This is a genomic window from Ralstonia nicotianae (genome assembly GCF_018243235.1).
GTDB lineage: Bacteria > Pseudomonadota > Gammaproteobacteria > Burkholderiales > Burkholderiaceae > Ralstonia > Ralstonia nicotianae.
This window is the reverse complement of sequence record NZ_CP046674.1, coordinates 582,011-607,454: the sequence shown is the minus strand read 5'-3', so window position 1 is coordinate 607,454 and position 25,444 is coordinate 582,011. Positions and strand designations below refer to the sequence as shown.

Below are 25,444 nucleotides of genomic sequence, written 5' to 3'. Positions count from 1 at the left end.
CCGCACTCCAGCGCGGCCACATCCCGGTGCAGTTGGGGACGGGCCGCCCGGCTGCAACTCTGGCCGTCAACGGCCGGCGGCGGCCAGGCTCTTGCCGATATCGGCGGCGGCCATCTGTGGGCCGGCATCCTTGTCCACCGCCATCTTTGGCTGGCCGGCGTTCTCCAGGAATGCGACCGGATTCTGCGGCACGTCGTTGACGTGCACCTCGAAGTGCAGATGCGGACCGGTCGCGCGGCCGGTGCGGCCGATCAGGGCGATCCGCTGCCCTGCCTTGACGATGTCGCCGACCTTCACGAACACCTTGGAGGCATGGGCATACCGGGTCTTCAGGCCATTGCCGTGATCGATGTCGATCATGTTGCCGTACTCGTGGTGATACTCGCTGGCCACCACTACCCCGCCGGCGGCGGCCACGATCGGTGTGCCGACCGGCCCGACGAAGTCGACGCCGTCATGCTGGGTGCGCCGGCCCGTGAACGGATCGATGCGCACCCCAAAGCCCGACGAATCGTAGCCGGTGGCAACCGGCCGCACCGTCGGCATCATCTTGGCGTGGATCTGGCGGTCCATCAGGGTGGACTCCAGCACGCTCAGGTAGTCGTTGCGCTGGTCGGCCGAGCGGGTCAGGCGGTCCAGTTCGGATTGGATCTCCGGCATCGACAGCGAGCGCGAGACGGCTCCCTGCGGTCCGCCGCGCCCCGGCATCGACTTGAAGTCGAACTCGCGCGGCGGCACGCCGGCCAGCCCTGAAACGCGGGCGCCCAACGCATCGAGGCGCACCATCTGCGCCTGCATTTCGCCGATGCGCGCGGCCATCAGGTTGAGGTTTTCGCGGGTAATGCGCTTGTCGGCCTCGGTGCTGGCGGCCGCGGTTGCGCCGGGCACCAGGCCGCGCTTGACCGCCAGCCAGGTCGCCCCGCCCGACAGCGCCGCCACGGCCAGCAGCGCCGCGCCCATGGCCACCGCGAACTGGCGGCGGGACAGGTGCACCGCGCCGGCCTTGCGCGGGTGAATCAGGATGATCTGCATCGCTCTTTTCCGGACAAAAAGCCGCCTGACGGCACGAAAGCGCAAGGAAGCGCCCTACAATGCCGGCATGCGCATCTTTGTTCATCCCGCTCTCAAGACGCCCGTGGCAAAACCGGTCCAGGACTGGCTCACGGGTGCCGGCTCGGTCGGCCCGCTGATGCAAGCGGCCAAGCAACTGGCGTCTCTGGAAGCGGAGGTGTTGTCGCTGTTGCCACCCGGACTGGGCGGCGGCGTGGCGATCGGCGGCATCCGGAACGATGCGCGCGACAGCCGGGAAGCGACGTTGGTGCTGCTCGCTGCAAACAGTGCAGCTGCGGCGCGCGTACGGCAGGTGGTACCCACCTTGCTGGAACGTCTGCAGCGCCGGGGATCGCAGGTTACCGCAATTCGTGTACGGGTACAACCGCAGGGCGGAAATGACAGCTTATGGCCACAAGAGACCGAGAAGCCGCCCAAACGCGCCAAGATGACGGCAGTTGGGCTCAACAGCTTGGCGACACTGGCTGACGGCCTGCCCGATTCGCCGCTCAGGCGGGCGTTGGCGGAGATGGTGGTGCGGCACCGGCCGCCTCGATGAAAAAGCGCCCTTTCGGGCGCTTTTTCATGGGCACAACCACCGCGTCGATTCAGGAGAATGCCGGCTGCAACTGCGGCAGGAAGGCGCGCGGCGCCTCTTCCACCTTGTCGAACGTGACGATTTCGTACGCCGCCTCATCGGCCAGCAGCGCGCGCAGCAACGCATTGTTCAGGCCATGGCCGGACTTGTGCGCCGTATAGGCCGCGATCAGCGGGTAGCCGACCACGTACAGGTCGCCGATCGCATCCAGGATCTTGTGGCGGACGAACTCATCGCCATAGCGCAGCTCGTCGTTGTTCAGCATGCGGTGCTCATCGAGCACGATGGCGTTGTCCAGGCTGCCGCCGCGCGCCAGCCCGATCTCCCGCAGCATCTCGACCTCGTGGGCAAAGCCGAAGGTGCGCGCACGGGCGATCTCGCGGGTGTAGCTGGTGTCGGCGAAATCGATCTCGAACGTCTGCCCCGTCTTGTCGACGGCCGGGTGACGGAATTCGATGGTGAACGACAGCTTGAATCCGAAATAAGGCTCGAGCCGCGCCAGCTTGTCGCCGTCGCGCACTTCCACCGGCTTGATCACGCGGATGAAGCGCTTGGCCGCGCCCTGCTCCTCGATACCGGCCGACTGCAGCAGAAACACGAACGAGGCCGCGCTGCCGTCCATGATGGGGATTTCCTCAGCGTCGACATCGACATACAGGTTGTCGATGCCGAGCCCCGCGCAGGCGGACATCAGGTGCTCGACCGTGGACACCCGGGCGCCATCTTTCTGCAGCACGGAGGCCAGGCGGGTGTCGCCGATAGCGCTGGCGGTGGCGGGAATCTCGACGGCCGGATCCAGGTCCACGCGTGTGAAGATGATGCCGTTGCCGGGGGCCGCCGGACGCAACGTCAACGTCACCTTGCGGCCCGAGTGCAACCCGATGCCGACGGTCTTGACCACGGACTTGATGGTGCGTTGTTTCAACATGGCCGCCCTCAACTCACTTTCCAATTCGATTGTTTTTATCTATGCACTCTACATAGGTGATAACCCGAAGCATACCATTTTCACGTGCCTGCCTCCAAAACGACTTTTGTATCGGGATGTTAGGCCCTGCCATAGTCTGCTCACGATTTCAGCACGCAGCCACCATGCCGTTGCGTCATCGGTCGCACGGCGGTGCGGGATGCCGGACAGGACTCGGCCGTTCGGAGGGATGCGGGTGGCGTCAGAGGCGCGCCAGCATCGATTCCGCATTGCTGACGGCGAACTGCCCCGGGGCCTCCACCTGTAGCACGGTTACCACACCGTTTTTGACGATCATGGCGTAGCGCTGCGAACGCACGCCCATGCCGCGCTTGGACAGGTCTTGCTCGAGACCGAGCCTGCGCGTGAATTCGGCGCTGCCGTCCGCCAGCATGCGAACCCTGCCGTCAGTGCCCTGCGCGCGCGCCCAGGCTCCCATCACGAAGGCGTCGTTGACCGACACGCACCAGATCTCGTCGACACCCTTGGTGCGCAGCGCATCGTAGTGGGCGAGATAGCCGGGCACGTGGCGCGCCGAGCAGGTCGGCGTGAAGGCGCCAGGCAGGCCGAAGATGAGGATCGTCTTGCCCTGGGCCAGATCCGCTGCCGAGAAGGCATTGGGCCCGAGCGCGCAGCCGTCCTTTTCCACTTCGAAGTATTCGTAGAGCGTCGCGTCGGGCAGCGGCTGGCCGGGCTGGATCATGATCGTGACAGGAGTTCGCGCGCGGGATACTCCCATCATAAGACGAGACCGCCCGCGTGGGAGATCCACGCGGGCGGTCCTGGGAGACAACCACATCAGCGCGATCGCACCGCAAGCGGCGCGACGAACGGGCACCCCCGCCGAGCAGGGTGAACCCTTCCGGGGAGGCGGCCAGAGGCCAGCCCGCCCGGCGGCAACGACTGTGTCCGGTTCGTCGCGCGCCGCCGATTGTTCTGCGACAGACTGTCCGCTGCGCAGCGGTCACGGAGGGGAGCCGTGAATCGCGCGCGGCGGGTGCCGCCGCCGACAATCGAACCTGCGCGGATCGACCCGCCGGTCAGTCGGCCTGCTTGCGCAGGAACGCCGGAATGTCGTACGTATCGACGCCCTTTTCCTGCAACGCAGCAACGTGAGCCGAAGCCGACTCGCGCGAGCTGCGCCACACCGCCGGGGTATCGAAGTTGCTGTAGTCCGGCGCGGCTGCCACCGTATGCCCCACCACGCCACCGCCGAAGGCCACCGGCTGGTTGTCGGTGCCCGTCTTGAGCAGCGTCATGGTCTGCTGCTGTTGCTGCTTGTTGCGGGCAGCGCGGCCCAGGCCCGTCGCCACCACGGTCACGCGCAGCGCGTCGCCCATGGCATCGTCGTAGACCGTACCGAAGATGACGGTGGCATCTTCCGCGGCATAGCTGCGGATGGTGTTCATCACTTCCTTAGTCTCGGACAGCTTGAGCGAGCGGCTGGCGGTGATGTTGACCAGCACGCCACGCGCGCCCGACAGGTCCACGCCTTCGAGCAGCGGGCTCGCCACGGCCTGCTCGGCCGCCAGGCGCGCACGATCGACGCCGGATACGGTGGCCGTACCCATCATCGCCTTGCCCTGCTCGCCCATCACGGTCTTCACGTCTTCAAAGTCGACGTTCACCAGGCCGTCGACGTTGATGATTTCCGCGATGCCGGCCACGGCGTTGTGCAACACGTCGTCGGCGCACTGGAAGCACTTGTCCATCTCGGCATCGTCGCCCATGACTTCGAAGAGCTTCTCGTTGAGCACCACGATCAGCGAGTCGACATGGCCTTCGAGCTCGTCGGCGCCATGCTCGCCCACCTTGGCGCGGCGAGCGCCTTCAAAGTCGAAGGGCTTGGAGACCACGCCCACCGTCAGGATGCCCATTTCCTTGGCGATCTGCGCGACCACCGGTGCGGCGCCCGTGCCCGTGCCGCCGCCCATGCCCGCGGTGATGAACACCATGTGCGAGCCGCGCAGCGCATCGGCGATCTGCTCGCGTGCCTGTTCGGCGCAGGTCTTGCCGACCTCGGGCTTGGCACCGGCACCGAGGCCGGAGTTGCCCAGCTGCAGGACGCGCGATGCGCTCGAGCGCTTGAGCGCCTGCGCATCGGTGTTCATGCAGATGAATTCCACGCCCTGCACGCCGCGGTTGATCATGTGCTGCACGGCGTTGCCGCCCGCGCCGCCGACGCCCACCACCTTGATGATGGTGCCGTCCTGCATTTCCGTTTCAATCATGTCGAAGTCCATCGTTGCCTCCAGAAATGCTCAGCTCCCAGACGATGCAGCCTCCCCGCCGCAACGCCTGACTCCTGAGTCAAAAAACATCAAAACAAAAACCAAGCTTCGCTCCCCCCCGGGAGCACATCGCCAAACACCATGGTTCGAGTTAGAAATTGCCGATGAACCACTCCTTCATGCGAGTCCAGACCTGTTTAGCCGATCCGGACTGCACTGCGACTTTGCGACCGCGCATACGCTGTACGCGGCCCTCCTGCAATAAACCCATGACCGTCGCGTAGCGCGGGCTCTTCACCACCTCGTGCAGGTTGCCGCGATACTCGGGCACGCCCACGCGCACGGGCTTGAGAAAAATGTCTTCGCCCAGCTCCACCATGCCGGGCATCATCGCGGTGCCGCCGGTCAGGACCACGCCGCTGCTGAGCAGCTCCTCGTAGCCCGATTCGCGCACCACCTGGTGCACCAGCGAGAACAGCTCTTCCACGCGCGGCTCGATCACCGCCGCCAGCGCCTGGCGCGACAGCGTGCGCGGGCCGCGGTCGCCCACGCCGGGCACGTCGATCATCTCGTCCGGATCGGCCAGCACCTGCTTGGCGATGCCGTACTGGATCTTGATGTCCTCGGCATCCGGCGTCGGCGTGCGCAGGGCCATGGCGATGTCGTTGGTGATCTGGTCGCCGGCGATGGGGATCACGGCCGTGTGGCGGATCGCGCCCTCGCTGAAGATGGCGATGTCGGTGGTGCCGCTGCCGATGTCGACCAGCACCACGCCCAGCTCCTTCTCGTCCTCGGTCAGCACCGCCAGGCTCGAGGCCAGCGGCTGCAGGATCAGGTCGTGCACTTCCAGGCCGCAGCGGCGCACGCACTTGACGATGTTCTGCGCCGCGCTGACCGCGCCGGTGACGATGTGCACCTTCACTTCCAGGCGGATGCCGCTCATGCCGATCGGCTCGCGCACGTCCTCCTGGCCGTCGATGATGAATTCCTGCGTGAGGATGTGCAGGATCTGCTGGTCGGTCGGGATGTTGACCGCCTTGGCGGTCTCGATCACGCGCGCCACGTCGGCCGGCGTGACCTCCTTGTCCTTGATCGCCACCATGCCGCTCGAGTTGAAGCTGCGGATGTGGCTGCCGGCGATGCCCGTGAAGACCTCGCTGATCTTGCAGTCGGCCATCAGTTCCGCTTCTTCGAGCGCTTTCTGGATCGACTGGACGGTCGCCTCGATGTTGACGACCACGCCTTTCTTCAGGCCCTTGGACTCGGTCTGGCCCATACCGATGACCTCGTAGGCGCCGTCGGGCCGAAGCTCCGCCACCACCGCCACCACCTTGGAGGTGCCGATGTCCAGCCCGACCAGAAGATCCTTGTATTCCTTGCTCATCGCGTTTTCTCTGTGCTTCGCGTCGATTTGTTGTTGGCGGCCGCGCCGGCCCCCGCTTTCGCGTCGGCCTTCGTGGCATTGCCGGTGCCGGGCAGCTTGCCCCCCTTCGCCAGCACCGCGGCCTGCGCATCGGTGAGGAAGCGCACACCCGCTGCACGAACCGCGAACCCGTTCGGGTAGCGCAGATCGGCGTATTCGATCTGGCCGCCCCAGCGCTGGGTCACCTGCGGCCACGCGCGCACGAAGCGGCGGGCACGCGCGGCCAGCGCGGTGCGGTCATCATCATTCAGTTCGCGGCCCAGCTCGACGACCGTGCCGTTGGACAGCCGCGCGCGCCAGGCGTAGCGGTCGGTGAGCGTCACACTCACGGGCTCCGCGCTCATCGGCTTGAACCACTCGGTCATGGTTTCAAGCTTGTCGACCACTTCCTGCTCGGTGCCCTCAGGGCCCGCCAGCGCGACCAGGTCGGCATCGTCCTCGGCCTCGGCGAGGTTGGCGACGAAGACCTCGCCATACGTGTTGATCAGCTTGCCGGATTCGTTGCCGCCCCAGGTGCCGAGCGCCTCGTGCTCCTGCACTTCCACCAGCAGCCCGTTCGGCCAGACCCGGCGCACGCTGGCGCGGCGCACCCAGGGTACGGACTCGAAGGCGGCGCGCGCATCGTCCAGGTTCAGCGTGAAGAAGTTGCCGTGCAGCTTGGCCAGTGCGTTGGCCCGGACGCTCGGCACGTTCACGTGGCGCAGTTCGCTGCCGGCCATCGGCAGCACGCGCACCTGCCTCAGCTGGAACGCCGGGCGCTGCATCAGCCAGAACACGCCCACGCCCACGGCCGCCAGCGCGAACAGCGCATACAGCGCGCTCGCGATGACGTTGAGGAGGCGGGTGTTGTTCCACATGGCGGATGGCGTCCTGTCGCTTATTCCGGTTTCCAGTCGTGGCTCGCGCGCAGCTCCAGCGACGCGGTCGCCGCCAGCTGCAGCACGAAATCTTCATAGCTGATGCCCACCGCGCGCGCGGCCATCGGCACCAGCGAATGCCCGGTCATGCCCGGCGAGGTGTTCATCTCGAGCAGGAACGGCGCGCCATCGTGCTTGCGCAGCATGATGTCGGCGCGGCCCCAGCCGCGGCAGCCCAGACTGCGATACGCCTGCACCACCAGCGCCTGCACACGCGCCGCCGCTTCGGCGGGAATCGGCGCGGGGCACTCGTAGCGCGTGTCGTCGGTGAAGTACTTGTGCTGGTAGTCGTAGTTGGCCTGCGGCGCGACGATGCGGATCAGCGGCAGCGCCGTCGCGTGCTCGCCTTCGCCGATCACGGCGCAGGTCAGCTCGTCGCCGTCGATGAACTGTTCGGCCATCACGTCGCGGTCCAGGCGCGCGGCCTTTTCGTAGGCGGCGGGCAATTCGGCCACGCTGGTCACCTTGGTCAGGCCGATCGACGAGCCCTCGCGCGCCGGTTTGACGATCAGCGGCAGGCCCAGGCGGTCGGCAACGGCCTGCCAGTCGGCGCCGGCGTGCAGCATCACGAAATCGGGGGTCGGCAGGCTGTGCGTCTGCCACAAGCGCTTGGTGGCTTCCTTGTCCATCGCCAGCGCAGACGCGAGTACGCCGCTGCCGGTGTAGGGAATGCCGAACTGCTCGAGCAGCCCCTGGATCGTGCCGTCCTCGCCGAAGCGGCCGTGCAGCGAGATCACCACGCGGTGGAAGCCCTGCGCGGCGAGCCCGGCCACCGGCTGCGTGCCCGGGTCGAACGGATGCGCGTCGACGCCGCGCGAGCGCAGCGCCGCCAGCACGCCGTTGCCCGACAGCAGCGAGATCTCGCGCTCGGCCGAGCGACCGCCGAGGATCACGCCCACCTTGCCGAGGGACTTCGGATCGAGCGTCGGATGGGGGACGAACGGACCGGTCGTCATGCTGCGGCGCCCCCGTTGAGGTCGACCACGTTCGCGGCACGCACTTCCGCCTGCCGAGCAACCACCTGACCAGGTACCTGCCCGATCGATCCCGCACCCATGGTGATGACCACGTCGTTGTCCTGCGCCGCGTCCAGGATGGCTTGCGGCATGTCTTCAATCTGTTCCACGAAAACCGGCTCGATCTTGCCGGCCACCCGCAGCGCGCGCGTGAGCGCACGCCCGTCCGCCGCCACGATGGGCGGCTCGCCGGCCGCGTACACCTCGGCCAGCAGCAAGGCGTCGACCGTGCCGAGCACCTTGATGAAATCTTCGAAGCAATCGCGCGTGCGCGTGAAGCGGTGCGGCTGGAAGGCCAGCACCAGGCGGCGACCCGGGAACGCGCCGCGCGCGGCGGCGAGCGTGGCCGCCATCTCGACCGGATGGTGGCCGTAGTCGTCGATCAGCGTGAAGCGGCCCTGGCCGTCGGCGGTAGGCACCTCGCCGTAGCGCTGGAAGCGGCGGCCGACGCCGTTGAACTCGGCCAGCGCCTTGACGATGGCTTCGTCGGGCACCTCCAGCTCGGTGGCAATGGCGATGGCGGCCAGCGCGTTCTGCACGTTGTGCATGCCGGGCAGGTTGAGCGTGATCGACAGCGGCGGCTCGGCGTGGCCGTTGAGCTGCCGGATCACGGTGAATTCCATGCGGCCGTCCACCGCGCGCGCGTTGACGGCGCGGACCTGCGCATCCTCGGCAAAGCCGTAGCGCACCACCGGTTTGGACACGAACGGCAGGATCTCGCGCACGTTCGGGTCGTCCACGCACAACACGGCGATGCCGTAGAACGGCAGGCGGTGCGTGAACTCGATGAACGCCTGCTTGAGCCGCGCGAAGTCGTGCCCGTAGGTGTCCATGTGATCGGCATCGATATTGGTGATGACCTCGATCACGGGGAACAGGTTGAGGAACGACGCGTCGGACTCGTCCGCCTCGGCGACGATGAAATCGCCCGTGCCCAGCCGCGCATTGGCGCCGGCCGAATTGAGCCGTCCGCCGATCACGAAGGTCGGGTCGAGCCCGCCCTCGGCCAGCACGGAAGCGACCAGGCTGGTGGTGGTGGTCTTGCCGTGCGTGCCGGCGATGGCGATGCCCTGCTTCAGGCGCATCAGCTCGGCCAGCATCACCGCGCGCGGCACGATGGGGATGCGCTTGGCGCGCGCGGCCAGCACCTCGGGGTTGTCGCCGCGCACGGCGGTGGACACCACCACGGCGTTGGCGCCGACCACGTGCTCCGGCGCGTGGCCCTGCATGACCGTGGCCCCAAGCGCGGTCAGACGCTGCGTGGCCGCGCTCTGCCCCAGGTCGGAGCCCGTCACGCGGTAGCCCAGGTTCAGCAGCACCTCGGCGATGCCGCTCATGCCGGCGCCGCCGATGCCCACGAAATGGATGTTCTTGACGATGTGCTTCATAAATCGGTTCCCTATGCCCTTGCCGCCGCGACACAGATGTCGGCGACACGCTCGGCCGCTTCCGGCCGCGCCTGCTCGCGTGCTTTGGCCGCCATATCGGCCAATTGCGCGCGCGTCAGGGACGCGAGTGTATCCGCCAGCGATGCCGGCCCCAGCGACGGCTGGGGCACCAGCAGCGCCGCGCCGCGCTCGGACAGGAAGCGCGCGTTGGTGGTCTGGTGGTCGTCCACCGCATGCGGGAACGGCACGAACAGCGCCGCCACCCCGGCCGCGGCCACCTCCGACACCGTCATCGCGCCGGCGCGGCAGATCACCAGATCCGCCTGCGCATAGGCAGCGGCCATGTCGTCGATGAAGGGCACGGCCTGCGCGTGCGTCTCGTCGATGCCCACGGCGGCGTAGTTGGCGCGCAGCGTGTCGATCTGCTTGGCGCCGGCCTGGTGGATGACGATCGGGCGCGTGTCGGCGGGCAGCAGGGCCAGCGCCCGGGGCACCACGTCATTGAGCGCGGCGGCGCCCAGGCTGCCCCCCACGACCAGCACCCGCAGCGGACCGCTCCGCTCGGCATAGCGCGCCTGCGGCGACGGCAGCGCCGCCAGATCGGCACGGATCGGATTGCCGACCCACTCGGCGCCGGGCAGCGCACCCGGAAAGGCACACAGCACGCGATCGGCCACGCGCGCGAGCACGCGATTGGCCAGGCCCGCGATCGAATTCTGTTCGTGCAGCACCAGCGGTGCGCCCAGCAGCACGCTCATCATGCCGCCCGGAAAGGTGATGTAGCCGCCCATGCCCAGCACCACGTTCGGACGCACGCGGCGCACCACGCCCAGGCTCTGCCAGAACGCGCGCAGCAGGTTCAGCGGCAGCAGGAACTTGGTGACGAGGCCCTTGCCGCGCACGCCGCCAAAACGCACCGACTCCAGCGGGAAACCGTGCTTGGGCACGAGCTGGCCTTCCATGCCGCTCGCGTTGCCGAGCCACACCACCTGCCACCCGCGCGCGGCCAGCAGCCTGGCCACCGACAGCGCGGGGAAGATGTGGCCGCCGGTGCCGCCGGCCATGACGAGGAGGGTGCGCGGCAGATCGGCCGACACGCGTGCCGTCATACCTTCCCTCCACGCATCAGGACGCGGTTCTCGTAGTCGATACGGAGCAGCAGCGCGATCGCCATGCAGTTCATCAGGATGCCCGAACCGCCGTAGCTGACCATCGGCAGCGTCAGCCCCTTGGTCGGCAGCAGGCCCAGGTTCACGCCCATGTTGATGAAGGCCTGCCAGCCGATCCAGATGCCCAGGCCCTTGGCGACCAGGCCGGCGAAGGTGCGGTCGAGCTGCAGCGCGGTGCGGCCGATCTCGAAGGCGCGGCGCACCATCCAGTAGAACAGCAGGATCACGATCAGCACGCCGACGAAGCCCAGCTCCTCGCCGATCACGGCCAGGATGAAGTCGGTATGCGCCTCCGGCAGGTAGTGCAGCTTCTCGATGCTGCCGCCCAGGCCGACGCCGGTCCATTCGCCGCGGCCGAAGGCGATCAGCGAGTGAGTGAGCTGGTACGCCTTGCCCTGCGCGTATTCTTCCTGCCACGGATTCAGATAGGCGAAGATCCGCTCGCGCCGCCACGGCGACATCAGGATCAGCAGCGAGAACGTCGACACCGCGGTGAGCACCAACCCGCCGAACAGCTTGCCGTTGACCCCGCCCAGGAACAGGATGCCCATCGCCACCGCGGCGATCACCAGGAAGGCGCCCATGTCGGGCTCCAGGAGCAGCAGCGAGCCGACGAAGGCCACCGCCACGCCCATCGGCAGGAAGCCCTTGCGCACGTTCTGCATCCAATCCTGCTTGCGCACCGTGTAGTTCGCGGCATACAGCACCACCGCCAGCTTCATCAGCTCGGACGGCTGGAAGTTCATGACGCCCAGCGGCAGCCAGCGGCGCGCGCCGTTCACGCCCTTGCCCACGTGCGGGATCAGCACCACCACCAGCAGCACCAGCGCGATGATGAACAGCTTGGGCGCGTACTTGTCCCAGAACTTGACCGGGATCTGGAAGGCGACCACGGCACCGATCACGCCAATCAGCAGCGAGAACGCGTGGCGCAACAGGAAGTGCCCGTTGGTGTAGTTGGCGTACTTGGGCGAATCCGGCAGCGCGATCGACGCCGAATACACCATCACCAGACCCAGGCCCAGCAGCACGATCGACACCCACAGCAGCGGCTGGTCGTACTCCATCATCTTGGAGCGCGTGGGCTTGACGCCCGACACGGCGTCGCGCAGCCCTTCCCAGGCGTTGCCGATGGTGGCGCCGATGAAGCCGCTGCGCTTGATCTGGGCGTCGCTCATAGCATCACTCCCCGATCGGCCGCCAGCGCGGCCACGGCTTCGTGGAACACCTGCGCGCGGTGTTCGTAGTTGCGGAACATGTCGAAGCTCGCGCAGGCCGGCGACAGCAGCACGGCATCCCCTGCCTGCGCGCGCGCGGCCGCTTCCTGCACGGCGGCCTCCAGCGTGGCGGCCTCCACCAGTTCGACGCCGCTGTCCGCCAGCGCGGCGCGGATCCGCGGTGCGTCGCGGCCGATCAGCACCACGGCGCGCGCGTACTGCGCCACCGGCGCGGCCAGCGGCGAGAAGTCCTGCCCCTTGCCGTCGCCGCCGGCGATGAGCACCACGCGCTTGGACAGGCCCGACAGCGCCGCGACCGTGGCGCCGACGTTGGTGCCCTTGCTGTCGTCGAAGAATTCGATGTCGTCGAAGGCGGCGATCAGTTCGACGCGGTGCGGCTCGCCGGCGTAGTCGCGCAGGCCGTGCAGCAAGGCGCTCGCCGGCAGGCCGATCGCGCGGCACAGCGCCAGCGCGGCCATCGCATTGGTGGCGTTGTGCAGGCCGCGGATGCGCAGGGCATCGGCCGGCATCAGGCGCTTGAGCCGCACCGGCACCGGCGCGGCGGGCGTGGTGTCGCCCTTCTTGCGGCGCGCGGGCTTCGGCAGATCGTCATCGTCGGCTTCGGCCAGCACGATCCACGGGATGCCGCCGTCGCGCAGCAGGCCGAGCGCTTCGGGCGTGGCCGGTTCGTCGGTGCCGAACGTGACATCGCCGCCACGCTTGCCGGCGAAGGCCATCACGTCGGCGTCCTGCCGGTTCAGCACGCGCACCGTGCCGGCACCGAAAATGCGACCCTTGGCGGCGGCGTAGGCGGCCATCGAGCCGTGCCAGTCCAGGTGGTCCTGCGTGATGTTGAGGATGGTCGCGGCGTCGGCGTCGAGCGTGTGCGTGGTTTCCAGCTGGAAGCTGGAGAGCTCCAGCACCCACACGTCCGGCAACGTGCCGGCGTCGACGCACTCGGTCAGCTTGTCCAGCGCCGAGGGGCTGATGTTGCCCGCCACGCCGACGGTCTTGCCGGCGCGCTGGACCAGGGCACCCGCCAGCGCCGTGGTGGTGGTCTTGCCGTTGGTGCCGGTGATGGCCAGGACGCGGGGCGCATAGCCCTGCGCCAGCTTCAGGCCGGCCAGCGCGCGCGCGAACAGTTCGATCTCGCCCCACACCGGCACCGCGCGCTCGCGTGCGCCGTCCAGCAGCGCGGCAACGGCAGCATCCAGCGGCGACAGGCCGGGGCTGATCGCCACCAGCGCCACGCCTTCCAGCAGCGACGGAGCGAACGGCCCGCCGATGAATTCGGCATCCGGCACATGCGCGCGCAGCGCCGGCAGGTTGGCGGGCGCCTCGCGCGTATCGGCCACGCGCACGCGCGCGCCATGGCGCGCGCACCAGCGCGCCATGGCCAGGCCGGACTCGCCCAGGCCCAGCACCAGCACGAACGGCGACGCCAGGTCGCCGAACATGCGCGGCGCCTGCGCGGTTTCGGCGGCGGGCATCGGCTCGGCCGAATCGACGGTCGCAGCAATGGCGCCGGCGATGAGCGCGTCCCCGGCGGCCGGCGGCGTCGGCAGCGTGTCTTCGGGAGCGCGGATCGGTTCGGTCATGTCCGCATCCTCACCGCAGCTTCAGCGTCGACAGGCCGATCAGCACCAGCATCATGGTGATGATCCAGAAACGCACGACGACCTGCGTTTCCTTCCAGCCGGACAGCTCGAAATGGTGGTGCAGCGGGGCCATGCGGAACAGCCGCCGGCCCTCGCCGTAGCGCCGCTTGGTGAACTTGAACCAAGTCACCTGCAGCATCACCGAAATGGTTTCGGCCACGAACACGCCGCCCATGATGAACAGCACGATCTCCTGCCGCACGATCACCGCGACGGTGCCGAGCGCCCCGCCCAGCGCCAGCGCGCCGACGTCGCCCATGAACACCTGGGCCGGATGGGCGTTGAACCACAGGAAGGCCAGGCCGGCACCGGCCATCGCCGAGCAGAAGATCAACAGTTCGCCCGCGCCCGGGATGTGCGGGAACAGCAGGTACTTGCTGTAGACCGCGCTGCCCATCACATAGGCGAAGATGCCCAGTGCGCTGCCCACCAGCACCACCGGCATGATGACCAGGCCGTCCAGGCCGTCGGTCAGGTTCACCGCGTTGCTGGAGCCGACGATGACGAGGTAGGTCAGCACGATGAAGCCGAACACGCCCAGCGGATAGCTGAGCTCCTTGAAGAACGGCACGATCAGGTGCGACTTGGCCGGCAGGCTCAGCGACAGGCCACTGCGCACCCAGTCCAGGAACAGCTCCAGCACGCGCATGTTGCTGGTCTCGGACACGGAGAACGCCAGATAGGCGGCGGCGAACAGGCCGATCACCGTCTGCCAGAAGAACTTCTCGCGCGAGGACATGCCCTTCGGGTCGCGATGGACCACTTTGCGGTAGTCGTCCACCCAGCCGATCGCCCCATAGCCGAGCGTGACCAGCAGCACGATCCAGATGAAGCGGTTGCCCCAGTCGCACCACAGCAGCGTGGAGACGGCAATGCCGATCAGCACCAGCACGCCGCCCATGGTGGGTGTGCCGGCCTTGACCAGGTGGGTCTGCGGGCCATAGCTGCGCACGGCCTGGCCGACCTTGAGCTCGGTCAGGCGACGGATCACCCATGGCCCGAAGCCGAGGCCGATCACCAGCGCCGTGAGGGATGCCATCACGGCCCGGAACGTCAGATAGTTGAAGACGCGCAGGAAGCCGAAGTCGTTCTGCAGCCACTGCGCCAATGCCAATAACATGGGTGCTACATCCCTTAGTGCGTCTGTTGTGTGTGCGTCGTCCCCGGCGCCCCTTGCGAGTCGGCTGCCTGGTCTTTCAAGACCAGCGCATCGACAATGCGTTCCATCCGCATGAAGCGCGAGCCCTTCACCAGAACCGTCGCGCCCGGCGCAATGGCCGGCACGCCCTGCTCGATCAGGGCCTCGGCCGACGCGAAATGCCGCGCGCCGCCACCGAAAGCCTCCACCATATGGCGCGCCAGCTCACCGGTGGCCAGGACCGCGTCGATGCCGCGCTCGCGGGCGTACGCACCGATCTCCCGATGGAAGGCCGGCCCCTGCGTGCCCACTTCGCCCATGTCGCCCAGCACCAGCCAGCGCGGCGCCGGCAGCGTCGCCAGCGCATCGATGGCGGCGCGCACGGAGTCGGGGTTCGCGTTGTAGGTGTCGTCGATTACCAGCCCGCCATGATGGCCCGGCTTGCGCTGCAGGCGCCCCTTGACCGGCGCGAACGCCGACAGCGCCTGTGCGATCACCTCGGGCGCGATGCCGGCGGCCAGCGCGCAGGCCGTCGCCGCCAGCGCGTTGCGCGCGTTGTGCACACCAAGTAACGGCAGCGTGAAGGAAAAGCGCAGGCCTGGCGCGTGCACGTCGATCCGCTGGCCGTCGGCCGTGTCCGTCACGGCAGCCGACACCGCACCGCCTTCGATGCCGAAATCCAGCACACGCCGCGTACCCGCCGCTGCGCGCCACAGCGGCGCGTATTCGCCGCCATTGGCCGCATCACGCGGAAAAACCGCCACGCCGTCGGCCGGCAGCGCGGCCAGCACCGCGGCGTGCTCGGCCGCCACGGCTTCCACGCTGACCATGAACTCCTGGTGCTCGCGCTGTGCGTTGTTGATCAGCGCCACGGTGGGCTGGGCGATGGCGGCCAGCACCTCGGTTTCGCCGGGATGGTTCATGCCCAGCTCGAGCACGGCCAGCCGGTGCTGCGCGGTCAGGCGGAACAGCGTCAGCGGCAGGCCGATGTCGTTGTTGAGGTTGCCGGCCGTCGCCAGGCGGGCCGCTTCACCGACGGCACACGCGAAGACGGCCGAGATCATTTCCTTGACCGTGGTCTTGCCGTTGCTGCCCGTCACCGCCACCACCGGGATCGGGAACCGGCGGCGCCAGCCGGCGGCCAGCTGGCCCAGCGCGATGCGCGTATCGGCAACGGTCAGCACCGCTACGCCGGACAGGTCGGGGATACCGGCCGGCGGGCGCGAGACCAGCACTGCCGCCGCCCCGCGCGCCACCACATCCGGCAGAAAATCGTGCGCGTCGAAGCGCTCGCCGATCAGCGCGACGAACAGGTCGCCGGGCAACACGTCGCGGCTGTCGGTGGTGACGCGGCGGATGGCGGCATCCGGGCCGACCAGGTGCGCACCGGCCATCCAGGCGGCGGCATCGGTGGCGTGCATCATCACGGGCAGTGCATCGCTCATGCGTTCACCCCCCGTGCCGCCAGCGCCAGGCGAACGTGCTCCTGATCGGAGAACGGCCGCTTGCGCCCGGCAATTTCCTGCGTCGATTCGTGCCCCTTGCCGGCCACGACGATGACGTCATGGACATCGGCGTGCCGCACCGCGTGCAGGATGGCGGCAGCGCGGTCTTCGATCTGTATGGCGAGACGCGGGTCTTCCATGCCGTCGGCGATCATGTCGAGAATCAGTTGCGGGTCTTCGCTGCGCGGGTTGTCGGAGGTCAGCACCACGTGCTGCGCCAGCCGCTCGGCGATGGCGCCCATCTGCGGGCGCTTGCCCGGATCGCGGTCGCCGCCGCAGCCGAACACCGCCCACAGCTTGCCGCCCCGCGCCCCGGTGATCGGCGCGAGTGCACGCAGCGTCTGCTCCAGGGCATCGGGCGTGTGGGCGTAGTCGACCACCACCAGCGGGCCGTCCTCGCCGCCGAAGCGCTCCATGCGGCCGCTCACCGGCTGCAGCTTTTCCAGCCGGGCAAGCGCGTCCTGCCATGGCACGCCGGCCATCAGCAGCACGCCCAGCACGCCCAGCTGGTTCGAAACGTTGAACAGGCCGACCATCGGCGAATGCACGGTCGCCCGGCCGAAGCTGCCGTCGACGTCGAAGGTCGTACCGGTGCGGTGCGCGCGCACGTTGGTGGCGCGCAGCCAGTGCCCGGTGCCACGCTGCGCGGCCGCTTCGCCGTCGATGCCGTATTCGACCGCCTCGATGCCGGCGCGCAGGCCGGCCAGCAGGCGCCCGCCCGCCGCGTCGTCGCGATTGATCACGGCGGCGCGCAGGCCCGGCCAGCCGAACAGGCGCGCCTTGGCGAGCTCGTACTCGGCCATGGTGCCGTGGTAGTCGAGGTGATCCTGCGTCAGGTTGGTGAACAGCGCGATGTCGAAGCGGGTGCCGTCCGCGCGGCCCTGCTCCAGGCCGTGCGACGACACCTCCATGGCGACGGCGCGGGCACCGGCGCGATGCAGGTCGGCCAGGCTGTGCTGGAGCTGGATGGCATCCGGCGTGGTGAAGCCCGTGGCGACCAGCGCATCGACAAACCCGGTGCCGAGCGTACCCACCACTGCGCAGCGCTCGCCCTGCCGGCTCAGCGCCTGGGCGATCCATTGCGAGCACGACGTCTTGCCGTTGGTGCCCGTCACGCCGATCACGCGCAGGGCATCCGGCCCCGGCACGGCATACCACTGCGCGGCCAGCGGCCCGGCCAGTTCGGACAGGCCGTCCACCGGCAGGATGCGCGCCGGCGCATCGGCCGGCACCACGTAACCGTGCGCCTCGGCCAGCACGGCGCTGACGCCGGCTTCGATGGCCTGCGGAATGTGCGGCCGGCCGTCGCCGCGCTGGCGCACGTTGCCGAGCACGTAGGCGACGAACACATCGCCGGTCTTGAGCTTGCGCGTATCGCTGGTCAGATCGGCGCCGGCCGGCACGTGCGCGCGCAGCCAGTCCAGCACCGGTGCCAGGCGCGCGGCGATCGGCGCTCGTTCGGAGGTCGGCACGGCCGTCATTGCAGCGCCCCCACGGGCTCTTCGGCCACGCCTTCGGTCATCACGAGCTGGCGCACCGGCGAATCCGGCGATACGTTCAGCGCGCGCAGGCTGCCGCCGGCGATCGAGGCAAACACCGGCCCGGCCACCGAGCCGCCATAGTGGCTGCCGGCCGAAGGCTCGTCGACGCTGACGGCGACGATGATGCGCGGGTTCGACATGGGCGCCAGGCCGATGAACGACGCACGGTACTTGGAGCGGTCATATCCGCGGCCGACGTGCTTGTACGCCGTGCCGGTCTTGCCGCCCACGCGGTAGCCCATCACCTGCGCCTGCGGCGCGGTGCCGCCGGGCGATGTCACGGTTTCCAGCATCTGGCGCACCTGCCGCGCCACCTCGGACGACAGCACGCGCTCGCCCTGCGGCGGCTGGCCGTTGGTGCGGTACATCGTGACCGGGATCAGTTCGCCGTCGTGCGCGAAGATCGTGTAGGCATGCGCCATCTGGAACAGCGACACCGACAGGCCGTAGCCGTACGACATGGTCGCCTGCTCGATGCGCCGCCAGTTCTTGGCCGGGCGCAGCCGCCCCGCCACCGCGCCCGGGAAGCCGATCTTGGGCGCCTGGCCGAAGCCGACGCTGGTGAACATGTCCCACATTTCCTGCGGCTTGAGCATCAGCGCGATCTTGGTCGTGCCGATATTGCTCGAGTGCTGGATGACCTGGCCGACGGTCAGCGTGCCGTAGTTGCTGGTGTCGGAGATGGTCGCGCCGTCCAGTGTGAACTTGCCGTTGGTCTGCACCAGCGTGTTGGGCGTCACGCGGTGCAGCTGCAGCGCGAGGCCGATGCTGATCGGCTTCATCATCGAGCCGGGCTCGAAGGTGTCGGTCAGCACGCGGTTGCGCAGCTGTTCGCCCGACAGGCGCGAGCGGTCGTTCGGGTTGTAGGTCGGATAGTTGGCCAGCGCCAGCACCTCGCCGGTCTGGGCGTCGAGCACGATGGCGCTGCCGGCCTTGGCACGGTTGCGCTCCACGGCCGCCTTGAGCTCGTTGAAGGTCAGGTACTGGATCTTGGCGTCGATGGAGAGCGTCAGGTCGCGGCCCTCGCGCGGCGCCTTCAGCACGCCGACGTCCTCCACCACGCGGCCCAGGCGATCCTTGATCACCTGGCGCTGGCCGGACGCGCCCGCGAGATCCGGCTCGCGCGCCAGCTCCATGCCTTCCTGGCCCTTGTCCTCGACGTTGGTGAAGCCGACGATGTGCGCCATCGCTTCGCCTTCCGGGTAGAAGCGCTTGTATTCGCGCGTCTGATAGATGCCGTCGATCTTCAGGCCGGCGATCTGGTCGGCAATGTCCGGCAGCACCTGGCGCTTCAGGTAGACGAAGCCCTTGTCCTCGCCCAGCTTGCCCGCCAGATCCTTGTTGCTCATGCCGAGCAGCTTGGCGAGCTTCTGCATGTCTTCGCCGGGCACGGTGTTGGGCACGTCCTCGGGCACGGCCCAGATGGCCTTGACCGGCAGGCTGGTGGCCAGCACCAGGCCGTTGCGGTCGAGGATCTTGCCGCGCGTGGCCGGCAGTTCCAGCGTGCGCTGGAAGCGCTTCTTGCCCTCGGCCTCGTAGAAGCGGTTGCCCGGTCCCTGGATCCACGCCGCACGGACGATCAGCGCCATGAACGCGGCAAACATCAGGAAGACCACCAGCTTGGAGCGCCACATCGGCAAGCGCAGCCCCAGCACCGGGCTGGCGGAGAACTGGCCCAGGCGGGCGCGGGCCGCCGTCCCCGGATGCTTGTGTGCGCCGCTCATGGCTGGACTCCCGAAGCCGCGGGCGCGCTGGCCGCGGCGGACGCCGCCGCCGGCAAGTCGGCAAACCCCTGCAGATACTGCGTGCGGCCCGCCTGCGCGGGGGCCATCTTCAATTGCGTGCGCGCGATCTCGGCGATGCGCGCGCTCTTGCCCAGCGAACTCTGCTCGTACTGCAGTCGCGACCAGTCGATGTTCAGCTGCTTCTCTTCCGCCTGCGCGCGGTCGAGCTCGACGAACAGCTGTCGTGCCTGATGCTGCGCATTGACCAGCGACAGCGCGCACAACACCAGCGCGGTCAGCAGGAACATGTTGAGGCGGTTCATGGCGTGCGGCTCCGTCGGTCAGCAGCGTTCGGCCACGCGCATGATGGCCGAGCGCGAGCGCGGATTGGCCGAGACCTCGGCCTCCGACGGGCGCACGCGGCCCAGCAGGCGCAGTTGCGGCGCCGGCAGCTCATGCGCACGCAGCGGCGCCCGGCGCATCTCCGGCGCGGCGGATTGCTCCGGCCGCGCCAGTGCCTGCATGAAGCGCTTGACGATGCGGTCTTCCAGCGAATGGAAGCTGATCACGACGAGTCGTCCCCCCTGTTCCAGACGTTCGAATGCCGACTTCAGACCGGTTTCGAGGTCCGCAAGCTCTTGATTGACGTGAATCCGTAGAGCCTGAAAGGTGCGGGTCGCAGGGTCTTGACCCTTCTCGCGTGTCTTGACGGCCTGCGCCACGAGCGCGGCAAGCTCGGATGTGCGATCGAGAGGACCTCGAGTCCCGGATTCGCGCCGGCGAGCAACAATCGCCTTTGCAATCTGTACAGCAAACCGTTCTTCCCCATAGTCCCGTATCACCCTCGCAATATCGCGCTCATCGGCCTCGGCCAGCCATTGGGCCGCGGTGATGCCGCGCGTGGTGTCCATCCGCATGTCGAGCGGGCCGTCCATCCGGAACGAAAAGCCGCGCGCGCCTTCGTCGATCTGCGGCGAACTGATGCCCAGATCGAGCAGCACGCCAGCCACCCGTCCAATACCGCGCGCATCCAGTGCAGCATCAAGGTGCGCGAAGCTGTCATGCTCAATAGCGAAGCGGGCATCCTCTACGGTGCCCGCTTCGGTGATTGCTGCCGGGTCCTTGTCGAAAGCGATCAGCCTTCCGCCGGGCCCCAGCCGCTCCAGGATGAGCCGGCTGTGCCCGCCCCGCCCGAAGGTTCCATCGATATAGATGCCGTCGTCGCGCCACAACAGCGCATCGATCGCTTCGTCTCTCAGCACCGTTTGATGGCGCAGTCCCGTACTGGCTTGGGTCGTCATCGTGCGTCATCAAAAAGAGAAATTCTTGAGGGCGTCGGGCATGCCTTGCGCCATGGCGGCCTGCTCCTTCGCGGTGTACGTGGCGGCGTCCCAGATTTCGAAATGGCTGCCCATGCCGAGCAGCATCACGTCGCGTTCGAGGGTGGCCGCCAGGCGCAGTTCGGGGGTGATGAGAACGCGGCCGGCCGTGTCGAGCTCGACGTCGGCGGCACTGCCCAGGAAGATCCGCTTCCACCAGTGGGCTTCCATCGGCAGCGCGGCGATGCGCTCCCGGAAGCGCTCCCATTCCGGGCGCGGAAACAGCATGAGGCAGCCGTCCGGGTGCTTGGTCACAGTCACCCGGCCCTCGGCCTGCAGCTGAAGCGCTTCGCGATGCCGGGTCGGGATGGACATCCGCCCCTTGGCATCCAGCGTCAGCGCCGACGCTCCCTGGAACACGTGGAATCTCTCTCCCTACCGCTGTCGAAAGGCCCGCAAAACAGCCCGTTCAAACCACAAAACTACACTTTCTGACACTGTTTCCCACTTTAGAGGAACGCATTTGGCCGGTCAAGGCTTGCCGGACCGTGTCAGGAGGATTTTTTGCAATCAGAACAATGACTTAGCGTGGCCGCACCAAGGTGGCGCAGCGCTTTTCTCAATCAAATGAAGGAGATAGCGTGATTTATCGAGAAACCACGTGAGAGACCGTCCCGCATCCCCTTGTGGGAAGCGGGCCGGAAGGGCATTTTGGATGGCTCCACCAAATGGTGGACAGTACGCCACACAGGCGCACAAAATTACCTCAAATGCGGTAGGCAGCGGTGGTCATAATGCGTGAGGCCAAGCGCATGGCCTGGCGCACCGGCTCAGGCAGATCGATGCCGCCGGCGGCGCGGGCATTGTCGCCATGGCGGACTTCGTCATCGCGCATCTGGGCGACGATGGCCCGGGAGCGGGCATCATGCTCGGGCAGGCGATCGAGATGGCCGTCGAGGTGATGCTCGACCTGGCGCTCAGTCTCGGCGACGAAGCCGAGGCTGATCTTGTCGCCCAAGCGGCCGGCGAGCGCGCCGATGGCGAATGCGCCGGCGTACCACAGCGGGTTGAGCAGGCTCGGACGATCGTGCAGTTCCTGCAGGCGCTGGGCGCACCAGGCGAGGTGGTCCTCTTCCTCGCGCGCGGCCTCATCGAGCTGGGCGCGGATGGCCGGGTCGCGCGCGAACAGCGCCTGCCCCTGGTACAGCGCCTGGGCACACACCTCGCCCACGTGGTTGACGCGCATCAGCCCGGCGGCATGGCGGCGCTCGGTGTCGGACAGTTTCGCACCGTCATCGGTGGGAGCGACGATGGCATCGGCGGGGTTGGGGCGGGAGGCGCGGGTGATGCCGGCCACGGCGCGCAGGGCGCGGTCGAATTCGGGAAGGAAGCGATCGAGCATAGGAAAGGCTGCCGGCGGCGAAGGCGCACGGCGCGTCCAGCATTGTAAGGGCCCCGCCGCTCGCTGTTTTGCGTCCGCTCAGAAGCGAACGCACCAGACCGGACTGTCCGGGATAACCCGCGCCAGCCACGCATCCCGTCCGGATTCGCGAGGAATCTCCGCGCCACATCGCTTGGCTGTTGCCAAATCAGAAATAGCCTGTTGCCCCGATCAGACAGCGAACACGCGTTTGCGAACATTCGTTCGCATATTTGCGCCCGCACCATCCGCCCGTTGCTACATTTGTCTGCGACTTCGTTTGAAAGTCGGCGGGCGGAAAGACGGGAATCGAGGGTCTGGGCCGCCTGCAAGAACCCGAAAAAGAGCAATTTCAAGAGCACAATTGGAGGCCGACCGATGAAGAAATCGCTGCTTGCGATGGCAGTGCTGGGCGCGTTTGCAGGTGCAGCGCATGCCCAATCCAGTGTGACGCTGTACGGTGTGGTCGACGCCAACGTCGAGTACGTCAACCATGAACAAAACGTGACATCGGCGGGGATCGCCATCCCGGGCAGCGGATCGCGCGTGGCAATGCAGGCGGGCGGCCTGTCGTCCAACCGCTGGGGCCTGCGCGGCGTGGAAGACATCGGCGGCGGCCTGAAGGGCCTGTTCGTGCTGGAATCCGGCTTCGGCATGGATACGGGCACGCTGCAGCAAGGTGGCCGCCTGTTCGGCCGGCAGGCGTTCGTGGGCTTGCAGGGCAACTGGGGCAAGATCACGCTGGGCCGCCAGTACACCACGATCTTCGACATGATGGCGAACTTCTCGCCGAGCGGCTATGCCACCCAGTACGAACCGGTGGTCGGCCTGCTGGGCCCGAACTTCCGCGAAGACAACGTGATCAAGTACACCGGCCTGTTCGGCCCGGTGACGGTCGAGGGCCACTGGGCATTCGGCGAACGCGCCGGCAGCCAGACGGCCAACTCGGCCTACGGCCTGGGCGCCAACTACTTCGCCGGTCCGTTCGGGCTCGGTGTCGCCTACGACGAAGTGAAGGTGCTGACCGCGGCCGAAGCACTGGGCGGCGCCGGCAACGAGTACGCCCGCGACAAGCGCGCCGCCATTGCGGCCAGCTATACGGTGGGCCCGGTCAAGCTGATGGGCGGCTACCGCTACGGCAAGACCGACACGGCATCGAGCGGCGCCACGCTCGCCCTGCTGCCGCACCGCGACGACCTGTACTGGATCGGCGTGAACTACCAGGCGACGCCGACCCTGGGCTTCACGCTGTCGTACTACTACGACAACATCAAGGAAGCGACCATCGGCACCACGACGGTCAATCCGCGCAAGCCGCAGCAGTTGAACTTCATCGCCGATTACAACTTCTCCAAGCGTACCGACGTGTATTTCACGGCGGCCTATTCGCGCAATGCCTCACTCAACTGGGACTCGATCGGTTATGCGACGACGGCGAGCGGGCAGTTGTCGATCGGTTACCTGCCGGCCGCTTCGCAGACGTACTTCATCACGCCGGATGCCAGCAACCAGCTGGGCGCGGCCATCGGTATCCGCCACAAGTTCTGACGCGCGCGGTTTTCGTCCGCCCGCCTCTCCCATGGCGGACGCAGGAAGGCACCTCCGGGTGCCTTTTTGCATGGCGCGCCGCCATGGCCGGGACTGCCGGCGCGCGGATGGATTGAGCCGGCGCGCGGCCCGACGCACAATGGGCAGCGCGTCACGCGCCGCGTGATGCCGCCTCCAGAGCGGCCAGCCCCACCGATCGAGCCGCCCCACCGACAACAACAACGGGAGACCACCATGTCCGCTTCCCCCTCCTCGTCCGCCATGGCGGCGCCGGCCGCCGATGCGGCGAACGGGACCAGCCGCACGCGCATCGTCTTTGCGAGCTTCATCGGCACGGCCATCGAGTTCTACGATTTCTACGTCTATGCCACGGCGGCCGCGCTGGTCATCGGCCCGGTGTTCTTTCCGCGCGGGTCGGCCACGGCGCAGGCGCTGTCCGCCTTCATCACGTTCGGCATCGCCTTCATCGCACGGCCGATCGGCTCATTCCTGTTCGGCCACTTCGGTGACCGCATCGGCCGCAAGTCGACGCTGGTCGCGTCGCTGCTGGTGATGGGCATCTCGACCACGCTGATCGGCCTGGTGCCCGGCTATGACGCGATCGGCGGGCTGGCGCCGGTGCTGCTGTGCATCCTGCGCTTCGGGCAAGGCATCGGGCTGGGCGGCGAATGGGGCGGCGCGGCGCTGCTCGCCACCGAGAACGCGCCCGAGGGCAAGCGGGCCTGGTTCGGCATGTTCCCGCAGCTGGGGCCGTCGGTCGGCTTTCTGGCGTCGAACGGGCTGTTCTTCGGCCTGGCGCTGTCGCTGTCCGACGAACAGTTCCGCAGCTGGGGCTGGCGCGTGCCGTTCCTGGTGAGCGCGGTGCTGGTGGCGCTGGGCCTGTATGTGCGGCTCAAGATCGCCGAGACGCCGGCCTTCCAGGCGGCGATCGAGCGGCGGGAGCGCGTGCGCGTGCCGATCGCCGCGCTGCTGGCGCATCACTGGTGGCCGACGCTGCTGGGCGCGCTGGCGATGGTGGTCTGCTACACGCTGTTCTATATCTCGACCGTGTTCTCACTGTCGTATGGCGTGTCGACGCTGCACTTCACGCGCCCGGGCTTCCTGGGGCTGCTGTGCCTGGCGGTGGTGTTCATGGCGCTGGCCACGCCGCTGTCGGCCTGGGCGTCGGACCGCTGGGGACGCAAGCCTGTGCTGCTCACCGGCATCCTCGCGGCCATCCTGTCGGGCTTCACGATGGCGCCACTGCTGGGCAGCGGTTCGACGCCGCTGGTGGCGCTGTTCCTCATCCTCGAGCTGTTCCTGATGGGCGTCACCTTTGCGCCGATGGGGGCCCTGCTGCCGGAGCTCTTCCCGACGCATGTGCGCTATACCGGCGCCGGCGTGTCCTACAACCTGGGCGGCATCCTGGGGGCGTCGATCGCGCCGTACATCGCGCAGGTGCTGGCGGCGCAGGGCGGCCTCGCCTGGGTGGGCGCGTACGTGTCGGCGGCGGCGGCGGTGAGCCTGGCCGGTGTGCTGTGCATGCGCGAGACGCGGGATGCGCGGCTGATGTAGGCGGCGCGCGCCCGAAAGCAAAAGCGCCGCGATCTCTCGCGGCGCTCTTGTCTGGTGACGC

At 68.0% G+C, this 25,444-nt stretch carries 22 protein-coding genes; 3 read left to right on the top strand and 19 right to left on the bottom strand.

Annotated elements, in window-relative coordinates:
* Positions 1-66 precede the first annotated feature (66 nt).
* Positions 67-1,032 (bottom strand): M23 family metallopeptidase, encoded by a 966-nt coding sequence (locus GO999_RS02780; RefSeq protein ID WP_011002741.1) that lies wholly within the window; start codon positions 1,030-1,032, stop codon positions 67-69.
* A gap of 67 nt (positions 1,033-1,099) precedes the next feature.
* Between GO999_RS02780 and GO999_RS02775 the strand changes: the two genes are divergently transcribed.
* The gene (locus tag GO999_RS02775; RefSeq protein ID WP_016723799.1) at positions 1,100-1,609 is read left to right on the top strand and encodes a DciA family protein; all 510 of its coding nucleotides are present in this window, start codon (positions 1,100-1,102) and stop codon (positions 1,607-1,609) included.
* Between the two features lie 49 nt (positions 1,610-1,658).
* Here the strand turns inward: GO999_RS02775 and lpxC are convergent, their stop codons facing one another.
* From lpxC to coq7, 18 genes are all read right to left on the bottom strand, one after another.
* Complete coding sequence (gene lpxC, locus GO999_RS02770) at positions 1,659-2,576, bottom strand: UDP-3-O-acyl-N-acetylglucosamine deacetylase (protein WP_011002743.1); 918 nt, start codon at positions 2,574-2,576, stop codon at positions 1,659-1,661.
* 241 nt (positions 2,577-2,817) lie between these two features.
* Positions 2,818-3,318, bottom strand: a complete 501-nt coding sequence (locus GO999_RS02765; protein ID WP_011002744.1) for a peroxiredoxin — start codon at positions 3,316-3,318, stop codon at positions 2,818-2,820.
* A gap of 337 nt (positions 3,319-3,655) precedes the next feature.
* Positions 3,656-4,858 carry a cell division protein FtsZ gene (gene ftsZ, locus GO999_RS02760; RefSeq protein WP_165591153.1) on the bottom strand — a complete coding sequence of 401 codons (1,203 nt, stop codon included), beginning with the start codon at positions 4,856-4,858 and terminating at the stop codon, positions 3,656-3,658.
* Positions 4,859-4,997: 139 nt separating this feature from the next.
* The gene (gene ftsA, locus GO999_RS02755) at positions 4,998-6,230 is read right to left on the bottom strand and encodes a cell division protein FtsA (RefSeq protein WP_011002746.1); all 1,233 of its coding nucleotides are present in this window, start codon (positions 6,228-6,230) and stop codon (positions 4,998-5,000) included.
* Positions 6,227-7,126 carry a cell division protein FtsQ/DivIB gene (locus GO999_RS02750; protein WP_011002747.1) on the bottom strand — a complete coding sequence of 300 codons (900 nt, stop codon included), beginning with the start codon at positions 7,124-7,126 and terminating at the stop codon, positions 6,227-6,229. Before GO999_RS02750 ends, ftsA begins: the two co-directional genes overlap by 4 nt.
* A 20-nt stretch (positions 7,127-7,146) precedes the next feature.
* Complete coding sequence (locus GO999_RS02745; RefSeq protein ID WP_011002748.1) at positions 7,147-8,142, bottom strand: D-alanine--D-alanine ligase; 996 nt, start codon at positions 8,140-8,142, stop codon at positions 7,147-7,149.
* Positions 8,139-9,590 carry a UDP-N-acetylmuramate--L-alanine ligase gene (murC, locus tag GO999_RS02740; protein ID WP_011002749.1) on the bottom strand — a complete coding sequence of 484 codons (1,452 nt, stop codon included), beginning with the start codon at positions 9,588-9,590 and terminating at the stop codon, positions 8,139-8,141. Before murC ends, GO999_RS02745 begins: the two co-directional genes overlap by 4 nt.
* Positions 9,591-9,601: 11 nt before the next feature.
* Entirely contained in the window at positions 9,602-10,699 is a 1,098-nt protein-coding gene (gene murG, locus GO999_RS02735) for an undecaprenyldiphospho-muramoylpentapeptide beta-N-acetylglucosaminyltransferase (protein WP_011002750.1), read from the bottom strand.
* A complete protein-coding gene (ftsW, locus tag GO999_RS02730; RefSeq protein ID WP_011002751.1) occupies positions 10,696-11,937 on the bottom strand; it encodes a putative lipid II flippase FtsW in 1,242 nt (413 codons plus the stop codon). The genes murG and ftsW overlap by 4 nt, the downstream gene beginning before the upstream one ends.
* The gene (gene murD, locus GO999_RS02725) at positions 11,934-13,433 is read right to left on the bottom strand and encodes a UDP-N-acetylmuramoyl-L-alanine--D-glutamate ligase (RefSeq protein WP_197383703.1); all 1,500 of its coding nucleotides are present in this window, start codon (positions 13,431-13,433) and stop codon (positions 11,934-11,936) included. The genes ftsW and murD overlap by 4 nt, the downstream gene beginning before the upstream one ends.
* 151 nt (positions 13,434-13,584) lie before the next feature.
* Positions 13,585-14,754 (bottom strand): phospho-N-acetylmuramoyl-pentapeptide-transferase, encoded by a 1,170-nt coding sequence (gene mraY / locus GO999_RS02720; RefSeq protein ID WP_019718213.1) that lies wholly within the window; start codon positions 14,752-14,754, stop codon positions 13,585-13,587.
* Between the two features lie 14 nt (positions 14,755-14,768).
* A complete protein-coding gene (locus GO999_RS02715; RefSeq protein ID WP_211906522.1) occupies positions 14,769-16,217 on the bottom strand; it encodes a UDP-N-acetylmuramoyl-tripeptide--D-alanyl-D-alanine ligase in 1,449 nt (482 codons plus the stop codon).
* Positions 16,214-17,758, bottom strand: coding sequence for a UDP-N-acetylmuramoyl-L-alanyl-D-glutamate--2,6-diaminopimelate ligase (locus tag GO999_RS02710; RefSeq protein WP_118887905.1), 1,545 nt, complete (start codon positions 17,756-17,758; stop codon positions 16,214-16,216). The genes GO999_RS02715 and GO999_RS02710 overlap by 4 nt, the downstream gene beginning before the upstream one ends.
* On the bottom strand, positions 17,755-19,542 hold the full coding sequence (locus tag GO999_RS02705; protein ID WP_016723807.1) for a peptidoglycan D,D-transpeptidase FtsI family protein: 1,788 nt from the start codon (positions 19,540-19,542) through the stop codon (positions 17,755-17,757). Before GO999_RS02705 ends, GO999_RS02710 begins: the two co-directional genes overlap by 4 nt.
* On the bottom strand, positions 19,539-19,865 hold the full coding sequence (gene ftsL / locus GO999_RS02700; protein ID WP_011002757.1) for a cell division protein FtsL: 327 nt from the start codon (positions 19,863-19,865) through the stop codon (positions 19,539-19,541). Before ftsL ends, GO999_RS02705 begins: the two co-directional genes overlap by 4 nt.
* Before the next feature lie 18 nt (positions 19,866-19,883).
* On the bottom strand, positions 19,884-20,843 hold the full coding sequence (rsmH, locus tag GO999_RS02695) for a 16S rRNA (cytosine(1402)-N(4))-methyltransferase RsmH (RefSeq protein WP_011002758.1): 960 nt from the start codon (positions 20,841-20,843) through the stop codon (positions 19,884-19,886).
* A gap of 9 nt (positions 20,844-20,852) precedes the next feature.
* Entirely contained in the window at positions 20,853-21,281 is a 429-nt protein-coding gene (gene mraZ, locus GO999_RS02690) for a division/cell wall cluster transcriptional repressor MraZ (protein WP_011002759.1), read from the bottom strand.
* Between the two features lie 346 nt (positions 21,282-21,627).
* Entirely contained in the window at positions 21,628-22,263 is a 636-nt protein-coding gene (coq7, locus tag GO999_RS02685) for a 2-polyprenyl-3-methyl-6-methoxy-1,4-benzoquinone monooxygenase (RefSeq protein ID WP_011002760.1), read from the bottom strand.
* A 396-nt stretch (positions 22,264-22,659) separates the two neighbouring features.
* Here coq7 and GO999_RS02680 point away from each other — a divergent pair, with 396 nt between their 5' ends.
* Together GO999_RS02680 and GO999_RS02675 are read left to right on the top strand one after the other, a co-directional pair.
* The gene (locus GO999_RS02680) at positions 22,660-23,829 is read left to right on the top strand and encodes a porin (protein ID WP_071013037.1); all 1,170 of its coding nucleotides are present in this window, start codon (positions 22,660-22,662) and stop codon (positions 23,827-23,829) included.
* Between the two features lie 234 nt (positions 23,830-24,063).
* On the top strand, positions 24,064-25,383 hold the full coding sequence (locus GO999_RS02675) for an MFS transporter (protein ID WP_016723809.1): 1,320 nt from the start codon (positions 24,064-24,066) through the stop codon (positions 25,381-25,383).
* Positions 25,384-25,444: the final 61 nt, after the last annotated feature.